Here is a 17,401-nt window from a genome sequence, read left to right as displayed (position 1 = left end):
GTGGATCCGGTGCCGTGGATCCGGTGCCGTGGATCCGGTGCCGTGGATCCGGTGCCGTGGATCTTACGCCGCCGCGCCGCGTCGACAGACGCGTTCATGTCGGCCAGCGGCTTTACATGCGGCGGAAGATACCGGGTCAAATTCGAGTAAACAAGGCGTTGACAGCGGCTTGCCGCTACTGCTCTCATTAGGAAACCTTCCTAACTAACGCCGTGAAGCCTCGCTTCCCGGCTGTTCCGCCACCCCCCTCCTCGACGGCGCACCCCCCAACCGCGTCACCCGCGCGGGCCGCCCGTCGCCGAGAACGGCGGAGAACGGAGAGAACACTGTGAAAGACCTGCTGAACAAGCAGACCTCTCGCCGGACCGCTCTGCTGGTCCTGGCCGCTTCCGTGGCCGTGCTGCCCGCCCAGACGGGCCTGGCGGCGGCCGCGACGGGCAAGACCAAGGCCGCGTCCGTCGACCTCACGGACCCCAAGAAGAAGGAGATCGCGATGGAGCTCGTCTCCAGCGCGGAGAACTCCTCCCTCAACTGGAAGGCCCAGTACAAGTACATCGAGGACATCGGCGACGGCCGCGGCTACACCGGCGGCATCATCGGGTTCTGCTCGGGCACCGGCGACATGCTGGACCTCGTCGAGCTCTACACCCAGCGCAAGCCCGGGAACGTGCTGGCCAAGTTCCTGCCCGCGCTCCGCAAGGTCAACGGCACCTCCTCGCACAGCGGCCTGGGCTCGAGCTTCACCAACGCATGGAAGACCGCGGCCGCCGACTCCGCCTTCCAGCAGGCGCAGAACGACGAGCGCGACCGGGTCTACTTCAACCCGGCCGTGCAGCAGGCGAAGGCGGACGGCCTGCGCGCTCTCGGCCAGTTCATCTACTACGACGCCATCGTCATGCACGGCCCCGGCAGCGACAGCACCAGCTTCGGCGGGATCCGCAAGAACGCGCTGAAGAAGGCCAAGCCCCCGTCGCAGGGCGGCAACGAGACGACCTACCTCAACGCCTTCCTGGACGCCCGCAAGGCCGCCATGAAGACCGAGGAGGCGCACAGCGACACCAGCCGCGTCGACACCGAGCAGCGGGTGTTCCTCAAGAACGGCAACTTCAACCTGAACCCGCCGCTCGACTGGAAGGTCTACGGCGACAGCTACCACATCAGCTGAGCCCATCAGCTGAGCGCCGTGACGGACCGGGTGAACCGGGACGCCGGGTGAACTGAAAGATCTTTCCCGCTCCTCCGGATGACACGGGGAGCGGGAAAGATCTTTTTTCTTTCGCGGCCGCCTGAGAACGTCAGGCGGCGGCGAGGACGTCCACGACGAAGACGAGGGTGTCGGTGCCCTTGATGCCGCCCTGGGCGTTGCCCTCCTTGCCGTACCCGAGGTCCGGCGGGATGGTGATCAGCACGCGGCTGCCGACCGGCACGCCGGTGAGGCCCTGCGACCAGCCCTTCACGACCTGGTTGAGCGCGAACGTGGCCGGCTGTCCCTTGTCCCAGCTCGAGTCGAACTGCTTGTCCGTGCCCCAGATCTTGCCGGTGTAGTGGGCGAGGACGGTCTGGTCGGCCTTGACGGCGGGGCCGGTGCCCTTGATCACGGTCTTGACGACGAGGCGCTTGGGGGCCTTGGCGTCGGTCTTGGTGGTGAGCGTCGGGGCCTTGTCGCCGCCAGGGTTCTCGAGCTTGACGCCCGCGACGCCGGGATCGACCGCGGCGCCCTGGGCGGCCTTCGCGGCGGCCGAGACCACGTCGACCACCAGCACCTGCGACGACGCGGCGAAGTCCGTGCCCTGCTGCTTGGCCTGCGTCACCTGGTCGGGGGACAGGTTGTCCTTGGCGATGACCGCGAGGACCCGGCCGCCCGGCTTGGCGCCGAGCAGCGCGTCGTGCAGGGCCTTCGGCAACTGCGGGTTCACGGTGACGAACTCGGACTTGCCTTGGTCGTAGTCGGAGCCGGCCGACTTGTTCTCCTTGCCGTCCCAGTTGTAGACGGTCACATTGGCGGTGAGGACGTCACCGTCCTTCGCCGGGGCGCCCTGACCCTCGATGACCTTCTGGGACGACGACGTGAGCGCCGGCTTGCCGGCCGGGAAGGTCACGGTCGGCTTCTTGCCGGCGTCCCCCGTCACCTTGATGCCGGAGGCGGACGCGGCGGACGCGGCCGAGGCCGGGCTCGCGCTGGTGGCGGTGGTCTTCTGCGCGGTCCCGCAGGCCGCGGCGAGCAACAAGGGAACAGCGGCGACTATTGCCGTACGGCGGCGCATGTGAAATTCCTCAGACAGACAGCAAGGTTCGGGTAACCCTACCCGAACCCGCTGTCGGAACGACGTAAGGAGATCACATTCCGGCGATGAGCTTGTCGACTCTTTCATCGACGCTGCGGAACGGATCCTTACAGAGCACCGTGCGCTGCGCCTGGTCGTTCAGCTTCAGATGCACCCAGTCGACGGTGAAATCGCGCCGCTTCTCCTGCGCCTTGCGGATGAACTCCCCGCGGAGCCTCGCGCGGGTCGTCTGCGGCGGTACGGATTTCGCCTCGAAGATTTTGATGTCGCTTGCCACTCGCTCCACCGCGCCGCGCTTCTGGAGCAAATAGAAAAGCCCACGCTTTCTGTGCACATCGTGATACGCGAGATCGAGCTGCGCGACGCGCGGCGACGACAGCGGCAGGTCGTACTTCTGCCGGTAGCGTTCGATCATCTGGTATTTGGTGACCCAGTCGATCTCCCGCGACACGAGGTCGAGGTCGCCCGTGTCGACCGCCCTGAGCGTGCGCTCCCAGAGCTCCAGGACCCGCTTGCTGGTCTCGTCGCCGCCCCGGCGGTCCACGAAGTCCTTGGCCTTGGTGAGGTACTCCTGCTGGATCTCCAGCGACGAGGCCTCCCGGCCGTTGGCCAGGCGGACCCGGCGGCGGCCCGTCATGTCGTGGGACACCTCGCGGATGGCCCGGATGGGGTTCTCCAGCGACAGGTCGCGCATGACGACCCCCGCCTCGATCATCCGCAGCACCAGGTCGGTCGCGCCGACCTTGAGCAGCATCGTGGTCTCGCTCATGTTGGAGTCGCCCACGATGACGTGCAGCCGCCGGAACCGCTCCGCGTCGGCGTGCGGCTCGTCGCGCGTGTTGATGATCGGCCGGGACCGGGTGGTCGCCGAGGAGACGCCCTCCCAGATGTGCTCGGCCCGCTGCGAGACGCAGTAGACCGCGCCGCGCGGCGTCTGCAGCACCTTGCCGGCCCCGCAGATGATCTGCCGTGTGACGAGGTAGGGAATGAGGACGTCGGCCAGCCGGCCGAACTCCCCGTGCCGGCCGACGAGGTAGTTCTCGTGGCAGCCGTAGGAGTTGCCGGCCGAGTCCGTGTTGTTCTTGAAGAGATAGATGTCCCCTGCGATGCCCTCCTCGCGGAGCCGCTTCTCGGCGTCCACGAGGAGACCTTCGAGGATGCGCTCCCCCGCCTTGTCGTGGGTCACCAGCTCCACGACGTTGTCGCATTCAGGGGTGGCGTATTCGGGATGGCTGCCCACGTCCAGGTAGAGACGCGCGCCGTTGCGGAGGAAGACGTTGCTCGATCGGCCCCATGACACCACTCGCCGGAACAGGTACCGCGCCACCTCGTCCGGCGACAGCCTCCGCTGTCCACGGAACGTGCAGGTGACGCCGTACTCGTTCTCAAGCCCGAAGATGCGTCGATCCATCACCTCACCCTATTCCCCGAAAGCGACAATCGGATAGGGATCACGTGTCTATTGCCGCCCCGAGCCCGGCGGGCGCCGGTCAGGGGGCATAGATCTCCACTACCTTGACGATCTGCCCGGACTTCACCGTGATGAGCGCCCGCACGTCTCCCTTCGCGGCGCGGGTGACGAGCTTGGCGCGGGGGCAGCGCTGGGTGCCGACGTAGCTGTTGTTGATCGTCTGGTCGTTCCCGTCGCAGCCGACGGCGCTGAGGAAGACGACGCTCTTCGCGATGGGAGCGGCGAAGGCCATCGCGTCGCCCTCCGGCGGCCCCTCGAAGTGGCCGTTGGTGGAGCCGCCGGTCTCCTTCACCCACTTGATCGGGACGTACTCGGCGACGTTGGCGTCCTGCATCGTGCGGATCTGACCGCGCAGAACGCCGTCACGGCTGGGGCTGATGCCCTTGGTGAAGTCGTGTCCCGGGTCCGACTGGAAAATCTCCCCGAAGACGGGCGGGGTCTTGCCGGAGATCGGCGGCCAGTTGTCGTCCTCGGTCGGGTCGGCCACCGGGCGGGAGCTCGCGGACGGCGACGGGGTGGCGGTCTGGCCCGCCGAGCCGTCGGTGGGGGTGGCCGCCGGGCTCTCCACGGCGGACGGCGGCGCCGTCACCGTGACGGTCGCCGCGGGCGTGGGCGGCGTGCCGGCCTCGCCGGAGCAGGCGGCCAGCGAAAGGAGGGCGACGGCGGCGGCAGCCGGAGCACCGACCCGCCGGAAGAGGTCAAATGTCGTCACAACCGGATGAGACTACCGAAACCCGGGTTTGGTTTGGCCAGGAAATCGTGATCTCCCCCACGCCGCCCGTCCGGGGCGTACCGGGGCCGCGGCGTCGGCGGCACACCGCCGCGCCCCCTCACGAGGAGCGCGGCGGCGCCGGGTCACGTCTTCCGGGTCGTGTTTCTGGATCTTCCGTTTACTCGTCCGAGCCCGTGTCGATGTCGCCGTCCGGCCCGATCGGAGGCGCGGTGGGCGGCTCGGCGGGGGGCTCGGCAGACGGCTCGGCCGGCTGCTCGGCGCCCTCGGCGGGAGCCGTACCGGCCGGGGGCTCCGGAGGGGCGGCGGCGGTGAGCAGCCGCTCCAGCCGGGGGCCCGTGAGGCGCAGGAACTTGCGGTGCTCCCGGCTCCGGTCGAGGACGGCCACCTCGAGCTGGGCCGACGGGGGCCGGTCGCCTCCGGGCTCGGTGAGCGCGCTCAGGGCGGCGTCGAGGGCCTCGGGGAGGGCCAGGCCCTCGCGGTAGCGCTCCTTGAGCCGCCCGGCGACGGCCTCGGCCTGGCCGCCGATGACGGCCATGCCCTGCTCGTCGAAGACGGAGCCGTCGAACGTCAACCGGTAGATCTGGTCGTCCTCGGGGGCCTCCCCGACCTCCGCGACCACGATCTCCACCTCCAGCGACTTGATCGACTCGGTGAAGATCATGCCGAGCTGCTGGGCGTACAGGTTGGCGAGCCCGCGGCCGGTGACGTCGCTCCGGTTGAAGGTGTAGCCGTTGATGTCGGCGTAGCGGATGCCGGCCAGCCGGAGCGACTCGAACTCGTTGTAGCGGCCGACGGCGGCGAAGCCGATCCGGTCGTAGATCTCGCTGATCTTGTGGAGTGCCTTGGACGGGTTGGGCGCCACGAACAGGATGCCGTCGGCATACTGCATGACGACCACGCTGCGGCCTCGCGCGATGCCCTTACGCGCATACTCCGCCCTGTCCCGCATGATCTGCTCGGGTGAGGCATATCCAAAGGGCATGGACACCGGGGGTGATCCTCTCTTCGAGTTAGCGCAGCGGGGCGGTCGGGCCGTCGGGGTTGGTCATCCGCGCGTCCAGCATGGTCTGGACGTGGACCGCGACCTCGTCGTCCGGCAGGCGGCGGAAGCCGTCCGCGGTGATCACGGCGATCACCGGCCAGATCCTCCGCGTCACGTCGGGCCCGCCGGTCGCCGAGTCGTCGTCGGCCGCGTCGTACAGCGCGTGGAGGCAGGCCACCACGGTGTCCTCCGGCGTGGCGTTCTCCCGGTACAGCTTCTTCAGCGAGCCCCGCGCGAAGATCGATCCCGAGCCGATCGAGTGGTAGTTGTGCTGCTCGTACGGCCCGCCGCCCACGTCGTACCCGAAGATGCGCCCGGCGTCGCGGTTCGGGTCGTAGGCCGCGAACAGCGGGACGACCACGAGACCCTGCATGGCCATGGGGAGGTTGCCGCGGATCATCGTCGCCAGGCGGTTGGCCTTGCCCTCGGTCGAGAGCGAGCGGCCCTCGGTCTTCTCGTAGTGCTCCAGCTCCACACGGTACAGCCGGGCCATCTCGATGCCGGTGCTCGCGGTGCCCGCGATGCCCATGCAGGAGTAGTCGTCGGTGCGGAAGACCTTCTCTATGTCCCGCTGCGAGATGATGTTCCCGGAGGTGGCGCGCCTGTCACCGGCCATCACCACACCGCCGGCACAGGTCGCCGCGACGATCGTGGTCGCGTGCGGGATCTGCTCTCCGACGGGGGCGGCCAGCACCTGCGCTCGGGTGGGCAGCAGATCCGGCGCGTACGCGCCGAGAAACTCGGTGAACGACGAAGAACCCGTGTTGGTGAAGAGGTTGTTCATCCAGGCCTGCTGAGATGCCACGCGACTCCCTCCAAGCGTGCGTTGTTACGCCCGACCCTACTCATGTCTCAGCACTGGTTGCACTCTTCCCGATCAGCTCAGCGCGAACCACACTCGTGATCCCCATCCCCGTGGATCCCAGGGCGTACCGTCCTGACTCGTTCACCGAACCGGTTCTTTACGTGTGAGTAATCACGTGCGAGTGTCGATTTGTCTGCACGTCATGACTTTGGCGGGAAGGACGTCCATGAGACCTGCACTCGCGGCGGTGGCGGGAGCCCTGCTGGTCCTGACGGCGTGTGGCACCGGAACCGGGGCCGGGGACGGCGGCGTCACCCTGACGATCACCGCCAACGCGATCTCGGGCGGCAAGAACGCCGAGACGGCTGACTGGACCGAGCGGTGGGTGATCCCCCGGTTCGAGGCCGCGCAGAAGGCCAGGGGCCGCCAGGTCCATGTGCTGTTCCAGCCGAGCGCGGCCGACGACGAGCAGTACAAGACGAAGATCGCCCTCGACCTCAAGTCCCACGCCGGGGCCGACGTGATCGACCTCGACGGCATCTGGATCGGCGAGTTCGCCCAGGCCGGGTACATCAAGCCGCTCTCCAGCGTCGCCGGCGCGGAGGTCGGCTCCTGGGAGGGGTGGAGCCAGATCCCTCCGGCCGTGCAGGGCCTCGGCATCTTCGACGGCCAGAAGTACGGCCTGCCGCAGGGCACCGACGGCCGCGTGCTGTTCTACAACAAGGACCTGTTCCGCAAGGCCGGGCTCCCGGCGGAGTGGCAGCCGAGGAGCTGGCAGGAGATCATCGACGCCGGCGCCGCGCTCAAGAGGTCCGGCGTGCCGGCGCCGATCCAGCTGGACGCGGGCACGGCCATGGGCGAGGCCACGACCATGCAGGGCGTGCTCCCGCTGCTCGCCGGCGCGGGCGCCGAGATCTACGCCGGCGGCAAGTGGACGGGCGCGTCGCAGGCGCTCAAGGACGTCCTGGGCTTCTACCGGCAGATCTACACGTCCGGGCTGGGCGACCCCAGGCTCCAGCAGGAAGCGCAGGGCCGGGACAAGTCGTTCGCCGAGTTCGCCCGGGGCGAGATCGGCATCCTGGCCGAGAGCGACTACTTCTGGCGGGCCGTCGTCGAGCCCAAGGCGGGCGTCGCCCCCATGCCGAATCGGAACGCCGTGGTCGGCTATGCCCTGATCCCGGCCGAGCGGCCCGGCTCCGGGATCCGCGGGCAGGACGTCGTCAGCATGTCCGGCGGCGGCGTACGAGTGCTGAACCCGAACTCGCCGAACCCCAAGCTGGCCTGGGAACTGCTGGCTTTCATGCACTCGGCGGAGGCCACCACGGCGCAGCTCGCCGGCGCGGCGAGGGTCACCTCCCGCAAGGACGTGAACGACAGGGTGCTGGGCGTCGACCCGATGCTGAAGTTCGTATCGGACAAGGTGCTGCCGATCACCGCGTACCGGCCGCCCCTCGCCGTCTACCCGCAGGTGTCGGCGGCCCTTCAGGAGGCCACCGCCGACATCGTGTCCGGCAGGACCGTGGACGAGGCCGCCGCCGGCTACCAGCGCAAACTCCAAGCCATCGTCGGCCCCTCCCATGTCACCACCAGCTGACACGCGCGAGCGGAGCGAGCGCGATGAACGCGAGGGGCCTCGAAGGCGCCCCGAGCCCACGCGAGCGGAGCGAGCGCGATGAACGCGAGGGGCGCGGCTGCGCCTGGACTGAGGAGTCGAGTGGGGAGCGAGGGACGAGCGACCCCGAGCGACGAGGGAAGGCGCAGCCTCAAAGGCGCCCCGAGCCCGTCGCGCCGGAGGCGCGACCATGAACACTGACGCCGCCGGCCTGGGGCGGGGGCGGGCCGCCGGCTTCGTGCTGCCCGCGATGGTGCTGATCGGCGTGTTCCTGGTCTTCCCGGCGCTCTGGACGATCTATCTCGGGCTGACCGACTACCGGCTGACCGGGCTGGCGGCGGCGAACCCCCGGGTCGTCGGCGCGGACAACTACACGGCGGCGCTGGGTGACGAGCGGTTCCACCGGTCGCTCTGGCTGACCGTGCAGTACGTGCTGGGCTCGGCCGTGCTGGGACAGGCGGTGCTGGGGTTCACGATCGCGTGGATGCTGCGCGACCGGCCGGGACCGGTCAAGCGGATCACCGAGGCGCTGGTGCTACTGGCGTGGATCCTGCCGTCGTCGGTCGTCGCGTTCCTGTGGATCGCGCTGCTCGACCGCGACGAGGGGACGCTCAACGCACTGCTGCACACGCCGGGGTTCGCGTGGCTCCTCGACTATCCGATGCCGTCCATCATCGTGTTCAACGTCTGGCGGGGAACGGCCTTCTCCATGATGCTGTACGGCGCGGCGCTGGAGAACGTGCCGCCGTCCCAGCTGGAGACGGCGCGGCTCGCCGGGGCCTCCACGCTCCAGCAGCTCAGGGACGTGGTCTTCCCCGCCATCAAGGGCCACGTGCTGACCAATCTGCTGCTGATCAGCCTGTGGACGTTCAACGACTTCACGACCTTCCAGATCACGGCGGGAGGCCCCGAGGGGCGCTCGGAGATCCTGCCGGTCTACATCTACAACGTCGCGCTGCGCGACGGGCAGCTCGGGTTCGGCGCGGCGATCTCGTCCGTCGTGCTGCTGATCAACCTCGTCTTCGCCTTCGCCTATCTCCGGCTGCTGCGCGGGCGGCGCGAGGCGGTGACCTCATGATCCGCGGAGACCCCGTGATCCGCGGAGACCGGGGGACCCGCCCCCCCTCCACCGGCCGGGACTACACGCGGCACGCGCTCGGGACGATCGGGCGGGCGACCCTGCTCGCCGTGCTGCCGGCGTTCTTCGCGCTGCCGCTGCTGTGGCTGGCGTCCGCGCCGTTCGACGCGCACCCGTCGATCACGACGTCGGTGCCGGAGTTCACGCTGGCCAACTTCCGGTCGCTGCTCGAGAATCCGTACGCGCTGAGCTCGCTGCGCAACTCGCTGATCCAGGCGGGCGGCAGCGCGGCGATCGTCGTGGTGCTGGCCGCGCTGGCGGCCTACGCGCTCTCCCGGGTCCGGGTCCCCGGCCGCGACGCCCTGCTGTACGTGCTGCTGCTCCTGTCGTCGGTGGTCACGGGGACGGCGGCGATGGTGCCGCTGTTCGAGCTGGCCACCCGCCTGAACCTGATCGACACCCATCTCGGCGTGATCCTGACGCTGTCCGGCGGGCTGCTCCCGGCCGCGATCTTCATCCTGAAGGACTTCATGGACGGCACGCCGACCTCCTACGAGGAGTCGGCGCGGGTCTTCGGCGCGTCGCCGCTGCAGATCCTGGGGCACATCGTGATCCCGCTGGTGCGGCCCGGCCTGGCGACCATCGCGGTGTGGGCGGTCGCCAACGTGTGGGGCAGCTTCCTGCAGCCGTTCATTCTGCTGCGCGATCCCGGCAAGGCGCCCGGCGCGGTGATCCTCTACACGCTCTACACCGAGGGCGGCGCGCCGCGCCTCGACCTGATCTCGGCGTTCTCGCTGCTCTACTCGCTGCCCGTGGTCGTGATGTACGTGTTCGTCAGCCGCAGGTACGGCTTCCGCTTCCACGGAGGGATCAAGCGGTGATCTCGCTCAGCGGCCTGACCAAGGAGTTCCCCGGCGGGGTCCGGGCCATCGACTCCCTCGACCTGGAGATCGCCGACGGGGAGTTCTTCGCGCTGCTCGGCCCTTCGGGGTGCGGGAAGACGACCCTGCTGCGGACGATCGCCGGCCTGGAGACCCCCACATCCGGAAATATCAGGATCGGGGCGGTGGATGTGACCCGGCTCCCGCCCGGACGGCGCGATGTCGCGATGGTCTTCCAGGACTACGCGCTCTTCCCCCACATGGACGTCACCGCCAACATCGCCTACCCCCTGCGGATCAAGAAGGTCCCCCGGGCCGCGCGCGAGGCCAAGGCCGCGGAGACCGCCTCCCGGCTCAGCCTCTCCGAGCTGCTCGGCCGCAGGCCCGGCCAGCTCTCGGGCGGCCAGCAGCAGCGGGTCGCCCTCGCCAGGGCGATCGCGTCCCACCCCACCGTGTTCCTCTTCGACGAGCCGCTGTCCAACCTCGACGCGCGGCTGCGCCTGGAGGCCCGCACCTTCCTCAAGCGCCTCCAGCGCGAGCTGGCCGTCACCACGGTCTTCGTCACGCACGACCAGGGCGAGGCGCTGGCGCTCGCCGACCGGATCGCCGTCATGTCCGCCGGGCGGATCATGCAGGTCGGCACGCCGTCCGAGGTGTTCCAGCGGCCCGCCAACACGTTCGTCGCCGCCTTCATCGGCTCAACCCCCATGAACCTGCTGCCCGGCCGCGCCGAGAACGGCGCCCTGCACGTCGCCGGGGCCGTCCTCCCCCTCCCGCCCGGCGTCCGCGAAGGCCCCATCGTGTACGGCCTGCGCCCCGAGTACGCGGATCTCACCCAATCGCCGCCACTAGGAAGGAACGACGCGTTCACGGGGAAGGTAGCCGTCGTGGAGAATCTCGGCACCGCCCACCTCGTCACCCTGGAGTCCCCCTCGGCTGAGGCGAACCACCTGCTGCAGGTCGTCGTGCCCGAGGGCGAGGAGCCCGGCCTCGGCACGCCCGCCTGGGTCACGCCGCGCCCCGGCCGCGCCCTGCTGTACCGCGACGACGAGCTCCTCACGAGCGCCTGACCATGACCGCCACGAGAGGGACCGCCATCAGGGGGACCGCTATCAGGGGGACCTGGACCCTCGACGACCGGGCCGACGCCACCTGCCCCGCGGCGCCGGTCAGAGAGGTGACCTTCGAGGTGCCGCCCGGCACGGCGGCCCTGACGGTCAGGCTCACCTACGACCGCTCGGCGGGCGTGCTCGACCTCGGCTGCTCCGGCCCCGGCGGCTTCCGCGGCTGGTCCGGCGGCGCCCGCTCCGAATACACGATCGCCCCCGCCTGGGCGACCCCCGGCTACCTCCCCGGCGAGGTCGAACCAGGCCTCTGGCACGTCCTCATCGGCCTTCACCGCGTCCCCCTCGGCGGCCTGCCGTACGAGATCACGTTCATTCGGCACGGGCGGCCTCCGGCCGTGCCGCGCGACCACCCGAGCCGGTGCCCGCGCGCCCCGCGAGCGCCGCATCGCGAGGCCGCGGCGGCACGGCGCGGCCTCCCCGGCCTGGGCGGCCTCCGCTGGCTCGCCGGGGACCTCCACGCCCACACCACCCACTCCGACGGCGCGCTCGGCGTCTACGAGCTCGCCTGCGTCGCGGCCGAGCGCGGCCTCGACTTCCTCGCCGTCACCGACCACAACACCATCAGCCACCACGCCGAGTTGCCGGCCGCGGCGGCGCTGGCGGGCATCGTCCTCATCCCCGGCCAGGAGATCACCACGGACCTCGGCCACGCCAACGCCTTCGGCGACATCGGCTGGATCGACTTCCGGCGTCCCCCCGGCGAATGGGCGAAAGCCGTACAGGAAAGGGGCGGCATCCTGTCGATCAACCATCCGGTGGCGGCCGACTGCGCGTGGCGGCACCCGATGGACACCCGGCCCAGAACGGCCGAGGTCTGGCACTCCAGCTGGTGGGACCGCACCTGGGGCGCGCCGCTCGCCTGGGGCCAGACCTGGGCGGACGACCTCGTCGTCGTGGGCGGCGGCGACTATCACACGCCGGAGGAGGGGCACCCGCCCGGCGCGCCGGCGACGTGGGTTCTCGCCCACGCCGCTGACGACCGGGCCGCCGGGCCGGACGCCGTCCTGGAGGCGCTGGCCGAGGGCCGCACGGCCGTGTCGGCGTCGCCCGGCGGCCCACTGCTCCTGCGGCATGGGGAGGACTTCCTGGTGGTGGACGGGGACGGGCTCGTGTTGTGGGGACCGGAGACGCGGCGGGTGATCCGCGGGGACCGTGTCCGGCTGGCCGCCCGCCCGGGGATCCACCGGCTGGAGACCCCCTCGAACGAGGTGATGGCTCTGTGCGGCTGAGCGCGCCGCATGATCACGATCACGGTCCGCGCCGGTCGGAGCACCTCGGCGGGAACCTGTGCATGATCACGCTGGAGAGGGGCGCAGGTAGGGGGGCCTTGACGGGAATGTGTGCATGATCACCACAAGGGTGGGGGGATGGTGAGGGTGTGGACGTACTGAAGGTGGGCATCGCGGGGCTCGGGGTGGTGGCGCAGGTCGTGTACCTGCCGCTGCTCACCCGCCGCCGCGACCTGTTCCGGGTCTCGGCCGTCAGCGACCTGGACCGCGGCCACGCCGAGACGATCGGGCGTGAGCTCGGCGTCCCGGCCTACGACGACCCGGTGGCCATGCTGGACAAGGGCGGGTTCGACGCGCTGCTCCTGCTCACCGCCGGCTCGCACGGGCCGCTGGTGAGGGCCGCCCTCGACCACGGCTACTGGGTGCTGTGCGAGAAGCCTCTCGCCTACAGCCGCCGGGAGCTGCGCGGCATCCCCGGCGACGCCCGGCTCATGGTCGCCTACATGAAGCAGTACGACCCCGCCACGCAACGCATGCTGGAGGCCCTCCACGAGGCCGGCGGCGCGAGAGCCGTACGCCACCTGGACATGACCGTGCTGCACCCCTCCGAGGAGTCGCAGCTCCTGTTCGCCAGGGCCCGCGCGTCGCGGCCGTCGCGCGAGCGGCTCGCCCCCTACCTCGAAGCCGACGAGGAGTCGCTCACCACCGCCCTCGGCACGTCCTCGGAGCGGCTGCGGCGGCTCTACGCCCAGGTCATCCTCGGCAGCATCTGCCACGAGCTGTCCCTGATGCGGCTGTTCACCGGGCCGCCCGACACCGTCGACCACGTGGCCGTCTGGCCCGTCGACGCCTTCCCTCCGTCCGTCGAGGTCAGCGGGACGCTGCCCGACGGCGGAGCCGGCAGGTACGGCCTGCGCTGGCACTACCTGCCGAGCTATCCGGCTTATCAGGAGATGATTCGGCTCGACCACGAGCACGGATCACTGGAGCTGAGCTTCCCGTCCCCCTACCTCCTGAACGCCCCCACCACGCTGACCGTCCTGTCCCGGGTCGGGACCACCGAGCGCAGGACCGTCTACCGCGACATCGCCGAGTCGTTCGAACGGCAACTCGTCGCGTTCCACCGGTTCGTCACCCAGGACGAACCTCCGCTCACCGGACTCGACGGGGCGCTGAAGGATATCGTCGCGGCCCAGCGGATCGTCCGCCGCTACGCCGAGTGGGCGGGCATCCCCATAGGTGGCGAATGCGCCGAGGAGACCCCACCTGAACGCTGAAACCGATGCGGGGCACGGGGAACGGACGCGCGAACAGATCGCGGCACAGGACAACTCATGATCAGACTGGCACGAGGCCGGGCTGCCGCGCCTGGCTGAGGAGTATCGCCATGAGCTGCCGGCCTTCCCGGACAGGATCCCCGGAGGCGGCCGCCACCGCGCCAGAGCCGATGGCGCCGGTGATCTCCGGAGACGGGGTCATGATGGCCGCGCTGAGAGAAAGGGACGGATGGCTGGAGATCCGCCTGGTGGCCGAGCATCTGGTGACCACCGAGGCCGTCCTCCACGGGGGTTTCACCGCCGCGCGTCTCGCCGACGCGCTCGGCTCCCCCGCCGCCCCGCTTGAGGTCTCGTCAGGCGCGGTACGGCTCCCGCTCCGGCCCTTCGAGATCGCGACCGTTCAGCTGTCGTGGGTGTAGGCGAACTTCCACTCGGCCTTCCGGTAGAACCCCCGCAGCGGATCGGCTTTATCTCGCGGCATCGCGGGCAGTGTTTTGCGAGCCTCGGGAACGTCGATACGCTCCCGGACGGTCTTTCCCTGCTCCGCCTTCTTTCGATAGCAGCTGGCGGTGGATCGGATTCGGAAGCCGGCCTTGCGGTACCTGGCGCGGCCGTCCGGCACGCGCCTGTTCAGTCCGAATTCGGAGAGTTGCTTACTGACGCCACAGTCCGGGCACGTCTTCGTACCGTCCTGCGAATCCACCCGACTTGACCCCCTTTCCGTGTCCGTTTTGCCGCTACTCGCCGCCTTTCTGCACATACGACCGCACGAACTCCTCGGCGTTCTCTTCGAGGACTTCGTCGATTTCGTCCAGAATCGCGTCGACGTCGTCGGTGAGCTTCTCGTGGCGCTCCTGCACGTCCGGAGACGCCTGCGCCTCGGTCTCCTCGACCTCGCTCTCCTGGCGGCCGGCCTGCTTCTGCCCGCCGGTGTCCTTGGTCGCCATCTCCGCTACCTCCGCTGCTCGGGGGACCCTCTTCCCCATATCTTCCCCGAACCGGGCGACAATGCGCGCGAATGGTCCCGCGATCTTCGCGGCCCGGTGCCGGGGCGTCCCGCCAGACAACCCTCTGCACGGCGTCAACGCAACCCACGGGCAGAATGATCCTCGCCAGGGCCTGCCGTACATCGGATCGTTATCCCGGCGGAGCCGCCGGTCGCCCGGAATCACCGTCACCCCGGACCGGCTCGGACCACAATGTGATCCCGGGTTCGAGATGCCGGTGCGGGGACGTGGACGGGGGCTGATGGCGACGGGCCGTGCGCGGCATCTGCTGGGGGATCGCTACAGGCTGCTGTCGCCCGTCCGCCGCGACGGCGGAGGAATCCTGTGGCACGGCCACGATCTGCTGCTCAAGCGCGACGTCGCCCTCAAGGAAGTGTCGCCGCCGTACGAAGTCGACATGCCGGACCTGCCGGCGGCGCGGCGGCAGGCGCTGCACGAGGCCCGGGCGGCGGCCCGGCTGAGCCATCCGGCGATCATCACGGTGCACGACCTGCTGGAGGACCGGGGCCGGCTGTGGATCGTCACCGAGCTCCTGTCCGGCCTGACCCTCGACGAGACGGTCGAGCATGTGGGGCGGCTTCCGGTCCGCTGGGCGGCGTGGGTAGGTTTCCAGCTCCTGGCGGGCGTGCGGCACGCGCACGCGACGGGGGTCGTTCATGGCGACATCAGGCCGGGCACCGTGCTGCTCACCGGGGATCGGGTCGTGCTCACGGACTTCGGAATCGCCGCCATGGGGAGGGACGCGGGCGGCTCCGCGCCGCCGCCTGCCCGGTCGGCGGCGTATGTCGCGCCTGAGCGGATGCGGGGGGCGCCTGCCGCCCCGGAGGCCGATCTGTGGTCGTTCGGAGCGACGCTGTACTGGGTGGTGGAGGGCAGGGCGCCCTTCCCCGGCACGGGACCGCTGGCGGAGCGGGGAACGGGCGGCCTGCGCGAGCCGGACCCTCCGGATGAGGCGGGGCCGTTGCGGCCGGTGCTGGAAGGGCTGCTGCGGCGGGATCCGGCCGAGCGGCTGACCGCGGAGGAGGCGACGCGCCTACTCGTGGGCGTGCTGCGGCGGGAGGGCATCGCGGCCGCTCCGCCCGGCCGGCGGGCCGAGGAGCTCCCGCCGGACGCCTTTACGATGTAGATCCGCTGCCCGGAGAGAGCTCGTCGCCGCCCCCGCCCTCACCGGCACCCACCCTCGCCGTGATCATGCGCAGATTCCCATAAACCCGTCCCACCTGCGGTTTCGCGGTTCGTGATCGTGCAGGTAGGGCCAGCAGAGCGAGCACCGCTCCCCAGAGGAGGAGGCGCGGCTCAGCCTTCGCCGGTCAGGGCGGCGACGAGGTCGGCGGCGGTGCGGCAGCGGTCGAGAAGGTCGCCCACGTGGGCCTTGGTGCCACGGAGGGGCTCCAAGGTGGGGACGCGCTGGAGGGACTCCCGGCCGGGGATGTCGAAGATCACCGAGTCCCAGGAGGCGGCGGCCACGGACTCGCTGTACTGGCGCAGGCAGCGGCCGCGGAAGTAGGCGCGGGTGTCGGTGGGCGGCGTCTCGATGGCGCGCTCGATGTCGTTCTCCGTCACCAGCCGCTGCATGCGGCCGCGGGCGACCAGGCGGTTGTAGAGGCCACGCTCGGGCCGGATGTCGGTGTACTGCAGGTCGACGAGCTGGAGCCGGGGGTGGGACCAGGGCAGGTTGTCGCGGGTCCGGTAGCCCTCCAGGAGCTCCAGCTTGGCGACCCAGTCGAGCTCGCGGGACAGTTGCATGGGGTCCTCGGCGAGCCGGGTGAGCACGGACTCCCAGCGGTTGAGCACGTCCTTGGTCATGTCGTCGACGCTGGAGCCGTACCGGTCCTCGACGTACTTGCGGGCCTGCTCGAGGTATTCCATCTGGAGCTGGATCGCCGTCATCTTGCGGCCGTTGCGCAGGGCGATCTCGTACCGGCAGGTGGGGTCGTGGGACACCGCCCGCAGGGCGGCGACCGGGGACTCGACCGAGAGGTCGGTGGTGAGGAACCCGTCCTCGATCATGGCGAGGACGAGCGCCGTCGTCCCTAGCTTCAAATATGTCGAAATTTCCGACATATTTGCGTCGCCGATGATGACGTGGAGCCGGCGGTACTTCTCCGGGTCGGCGTGCGGTTCGTCGCGCGTGTTGATGATGGGCCGCTTGAGCGTGGTCTCCAGGCCGACCTCGACCTCGAAGAAGTCGGCCCGCTGGCTGATTTGAAAGCCCTCGCCGCGCGAGTCCTGCCCGATGCCGACCTTGCCCGCGCCGCAGACGATCTGGCGGGACACGAAGAACGGCGTGAGGTGCCGGACGATGTCGGCGAACGGAGTCGCCCGGCGCATCAGGTAGTTCTCGTGGCAGCCGTAGGAGGCGCCCTTGGCGTCGGTGTTGTTCTTGTAGAGCTGGATGGGGGCGTTGCCCGGCATGGCCGAGGCGCGGACGGCGGCGTCGTGCATGACCCGCTCGCCGGCCTTGTCCCAGATGACCGCCGCCCGGGGGTTGGTGCACTCCGGCGTGGAGTATTCCGGGTGGGCGTGGTCCACGTAGAGCCGCGCGCCGTTGGTGAGGATCACGTTGGCCAGGCCGAGGTCCTCGTCGGTCAGCTGGCTCTGGTCCGCCACCTCGCGGGCCAGGTCGAACCCTCGGGCGTCGCGGAGCGGGTTCTCCTCCTCGAAGTCCCATCGAGCCCGGCGAGCCCGGGCGGCCGATGCCGCCAGGTACGCGTTGACGACCTGTGAGGAGGTCACCATCGCGTTGGCTCCCGGCTGACCGGGTACGGCGATGCCATACTCGGTCTCGATGCCCATCACCCGCCGAACCGTCATGCGCACCCCGCCTGTTTCAGGCTGTCGTTCCGCCGTTATA

17 protein-coding genes are annotated in these 17,401 nt (G+C 70.0%); 9 read left to right on the top strand and 8 right to left on the bottom strand.

Features of this window, described 5'->3' with window-relative positions; genetic code table 11:
- Positions 1 to 328 precede the first annotated feature (328 nt).
- On the top strand, positions 329 to 1,165 hold the full coding sequence (locus N5079_RS33180; protein ID WP_261588167.1) for a chitosanase: 837 nt from the start codon (positions 329 to 331) through the stop codon (positions 1,163 to 1,165).
- Positions 1,166 to 1,295: 130 nt separating this feature from the next.
- On the opposite strand, the gene N5079_RS33175 is transcribed toward N5079_RS33180, so the two are convergent.
- The 5 genes from N5079_RS33175 to prcB form a co-directional block, all read right to left on the bottom strand.
- Positions 1,296 to 2,264, bottom strand: coding sequence for an FKBP-type peptidyl-prolyl cis-trans isomerase (locus tag N5079_RS33175; protein WP_261588165.1), 969 nt, complete (start codon positions 2,262 to 2,264; stop codon positions 1,296 to 1,298).
- A gap of 73 nt (positions 2,265 to 2,337) precedes the next feature.
- Positions 2,338 to 3,696, bottom strand: a complete 1,359-nt coding sequence (gene pafA, locus N5079_RS33170) for a Pup--protein ligase (protein WP_261588164.1) — start codon at positions 3,694 to 3,696, stop codon at positions 2,338 to 2,340.
- A 79-nt stretch (positions 3,697 to 3,775) separates the two neighbouring features.
- Positions 3,776 to 4,468 (bottom strand): hypothetical protein, encoded by a 693-nt coding sequence (locus tag N5079_RS33165; protein ID WP_261588162.1) that lies wholly within the window; start codon positions 4,466 to 4,468, stop codon positions 3,776 to 3,778.
- A 178-nt stretch (positions 4,469 to 4,646) separates the two neighbouring features.
- Positions 4,647 to 5,471 (bottom strand): proteasome subunit alpha, encoded by an 825-nt coding sequence (prcA, locus tag N5079_RS33160; protein WP_261588169.1) that lies wholly within the window; start codon positions 5,469 to 5,471, stop codon positions 4,647 to 4,649.
- Positions 5,472 to 5,499: 28 nt separating this feature from the next.
- Positions 5,500 to 6,315, bottom strand: a complete 816-nt coding sequence (prcB, locus tag N5079_RS33155) for a proteasome subunit beta (RefSeq protein WP_261588168.1) — start codon at positions 6,313 to 6,315, stop codon at positions 5,500 to 5,502.
- 247 nt (positions 6,316 to 6,562) lie between these two features.
- Here prcB and N5079_RS33150 point away from each other — a divergent pair, with 247 nt between their 5' ends.
- The 7 genes from N5079_RS33150 to N5079_RS33120 all read left to right on the top strand — a co-directional run bounded on the left by N5079_RS33150 (position 6,563) and on the right by N5079_RS33120 (position 13,959).
- Entirely contained in the window at positions 6,563 to 7,930 is a 1,368-nt protein-coding gene (locus tag N5079_RS33150; protein ID WP_261588161.1) for an extracellular solute-binding protein, read from the top strand.
- A 208-nt stretch (positions 7,931 to 8,138) separates the two neighbouring features.
- Entirely contained in the window at positions 8,139 to 9,026 is an 888-nt protein-coding gene (locus N5079_RS33145) for a carbohydrate ABC transporter permease (protein WP_261588160.1), read from the top strand.
- A complete protein-coding gene (locus tag N5079_RS33140; RefSeq protein WP_261588159.1) occupies positions 9,023 to 9,907 on the top strand; it encodes a carbohydrate ABC transporter permease in 885 nt (294 codons plus the stop codon). The genes N5079_RS33145 and N5079_RS33140 overlap by 4 nt, the downstream gene beginning before the upstream one ends.
- Positions 9,904 to 10,977 carry an ABC transporter ATP-binding protein gene (locus N5079_RS33135; RefSeq protein WP_261588158.1) on the top strand — a complete coding sequence of 358 codons (1,074 nt, stop codon included), beginning with the start codon at positions 9,904 to 9,906 and terminating at the stop codon, positions 10,975 to 10,977. The genes N5079_RS33140 and N5079_RS33135 overlap by 4 nt, the downstream gene beginning before the upstream one ends.
- Before the next feature lie 2 nt (positions 10,978 to 10,979).
- The gene (locus N5079_RS33130; RefSeq protein WP_261588157.1) at positions 10,980 to 12,263 is read left to right on the top strand and encodes a CehA/McbA family metallohydrolase; all 1,284 of its coding nucleotides are present in this window, start codon (positions 10,980 to 10,982) and stop codon (positions 12,261 to 12,263) included.
- Positions 12,264 to 12,412: 149 nt separating this feature from the next.
- Entirely contained in the window at positions 12,413 to 13,540 is a 1,128-nt protein-coding gene (locus tag N5079_RS33125) for a Gfo/Idh/MocA family protein (protein WP_261588156.1), read from the top strand.
- Positions 13,541 to 13,650: 110 nt separating this feature from the next.
- Positions 13,651 to 13,959: a hypothetical protein gene (locus N5079_RS33120; protein WP_261588155.1), complete on the top strand. Its 309-nt coding sequence runs from the start codon at positions 13,651 to 13,653 to the stop codon at positions 13,957 to 13,959.
- Here N5079_RS33120 and N5079_RS33115 read toward each other — a convergent pair.
- The gene (locus N5079_RS33115) at positions 13,941 to 14,243 is read right to left on the bottom strand and encodes a hypothetical protein (RefSeq protein ID WP_261588154.1); all 303 of its coding nucleotides are present in this window, start codon (positions 14,241 to 14,243) and stop codon (positions 13,941 to 13,943) included. The two genes, N5079_RS33120 and N5079_RS33115, sit on opposite strands and share 19 nt — an antisense overlap.
- Before the next feature lie 34 nt (positions 14,244 to 14,277).
- Positions 14,278 to 14,487, bottom strand: coding sequence for a ubiquitin-like protein Pup (locus tag N5079_RS33110; protein WP_261588152.1), 210 nt, complete (start codon positions 14,485 to 14,487; stop codon positions 14,278 to 14,280).
- Between the two features lie 301 nt (positions 14,488 to 14,788).
- Here N5079_RS33110 and N5079_RS33105 point away from each other — a divergent pair, with 301 nt between their 5' ends.
- Positions 14,789 to 15,673, top strand: coding sequence for a serine/threonine-protein kinase (locus tag N5079_RS33105; RefSeq protein ID WP_261588150.1), 885 nt, complete (start codon positions 14,789 to 14,791; stop codon positions 15,671 to 15,673).
- Between the two features lie 170 nt (positions 15,674 to 15,843).
- On the opposite strand, the gene dop is transcribed toward N5079_RS33105, so the two are convergent.
- A complete protein-coding gene (gene dop / locus N5079_RS33100; RefSeq protein ID WP_261588149.1) occupies positions 15,844 to 17,361 on the bottom strand; it encodes a depupylase/deamidase Dop in 1,518 nt (505 codons plus the stop codon).
- Between the last annotated feature and the right edge of the window lie 40 nt (positions 17,362 to 17,401).

The sequence above is a fragment of the Planotetraspora sp. A-T 1434 genome (assembly GCF_025420585.1).
In the GTDB taxonomy this organism is placed as follows: domain Bacteria; phylum Actinomycetota; class Actinomycetes; order Streptosporangiales; family Streptosporangiaceae; genus JAOEGB01.
The sequence above is the reverse complement of the archived record's forward strand: the minus strand, read 5'-3'. Positions and strand labels throughout refer to the sequence as shown.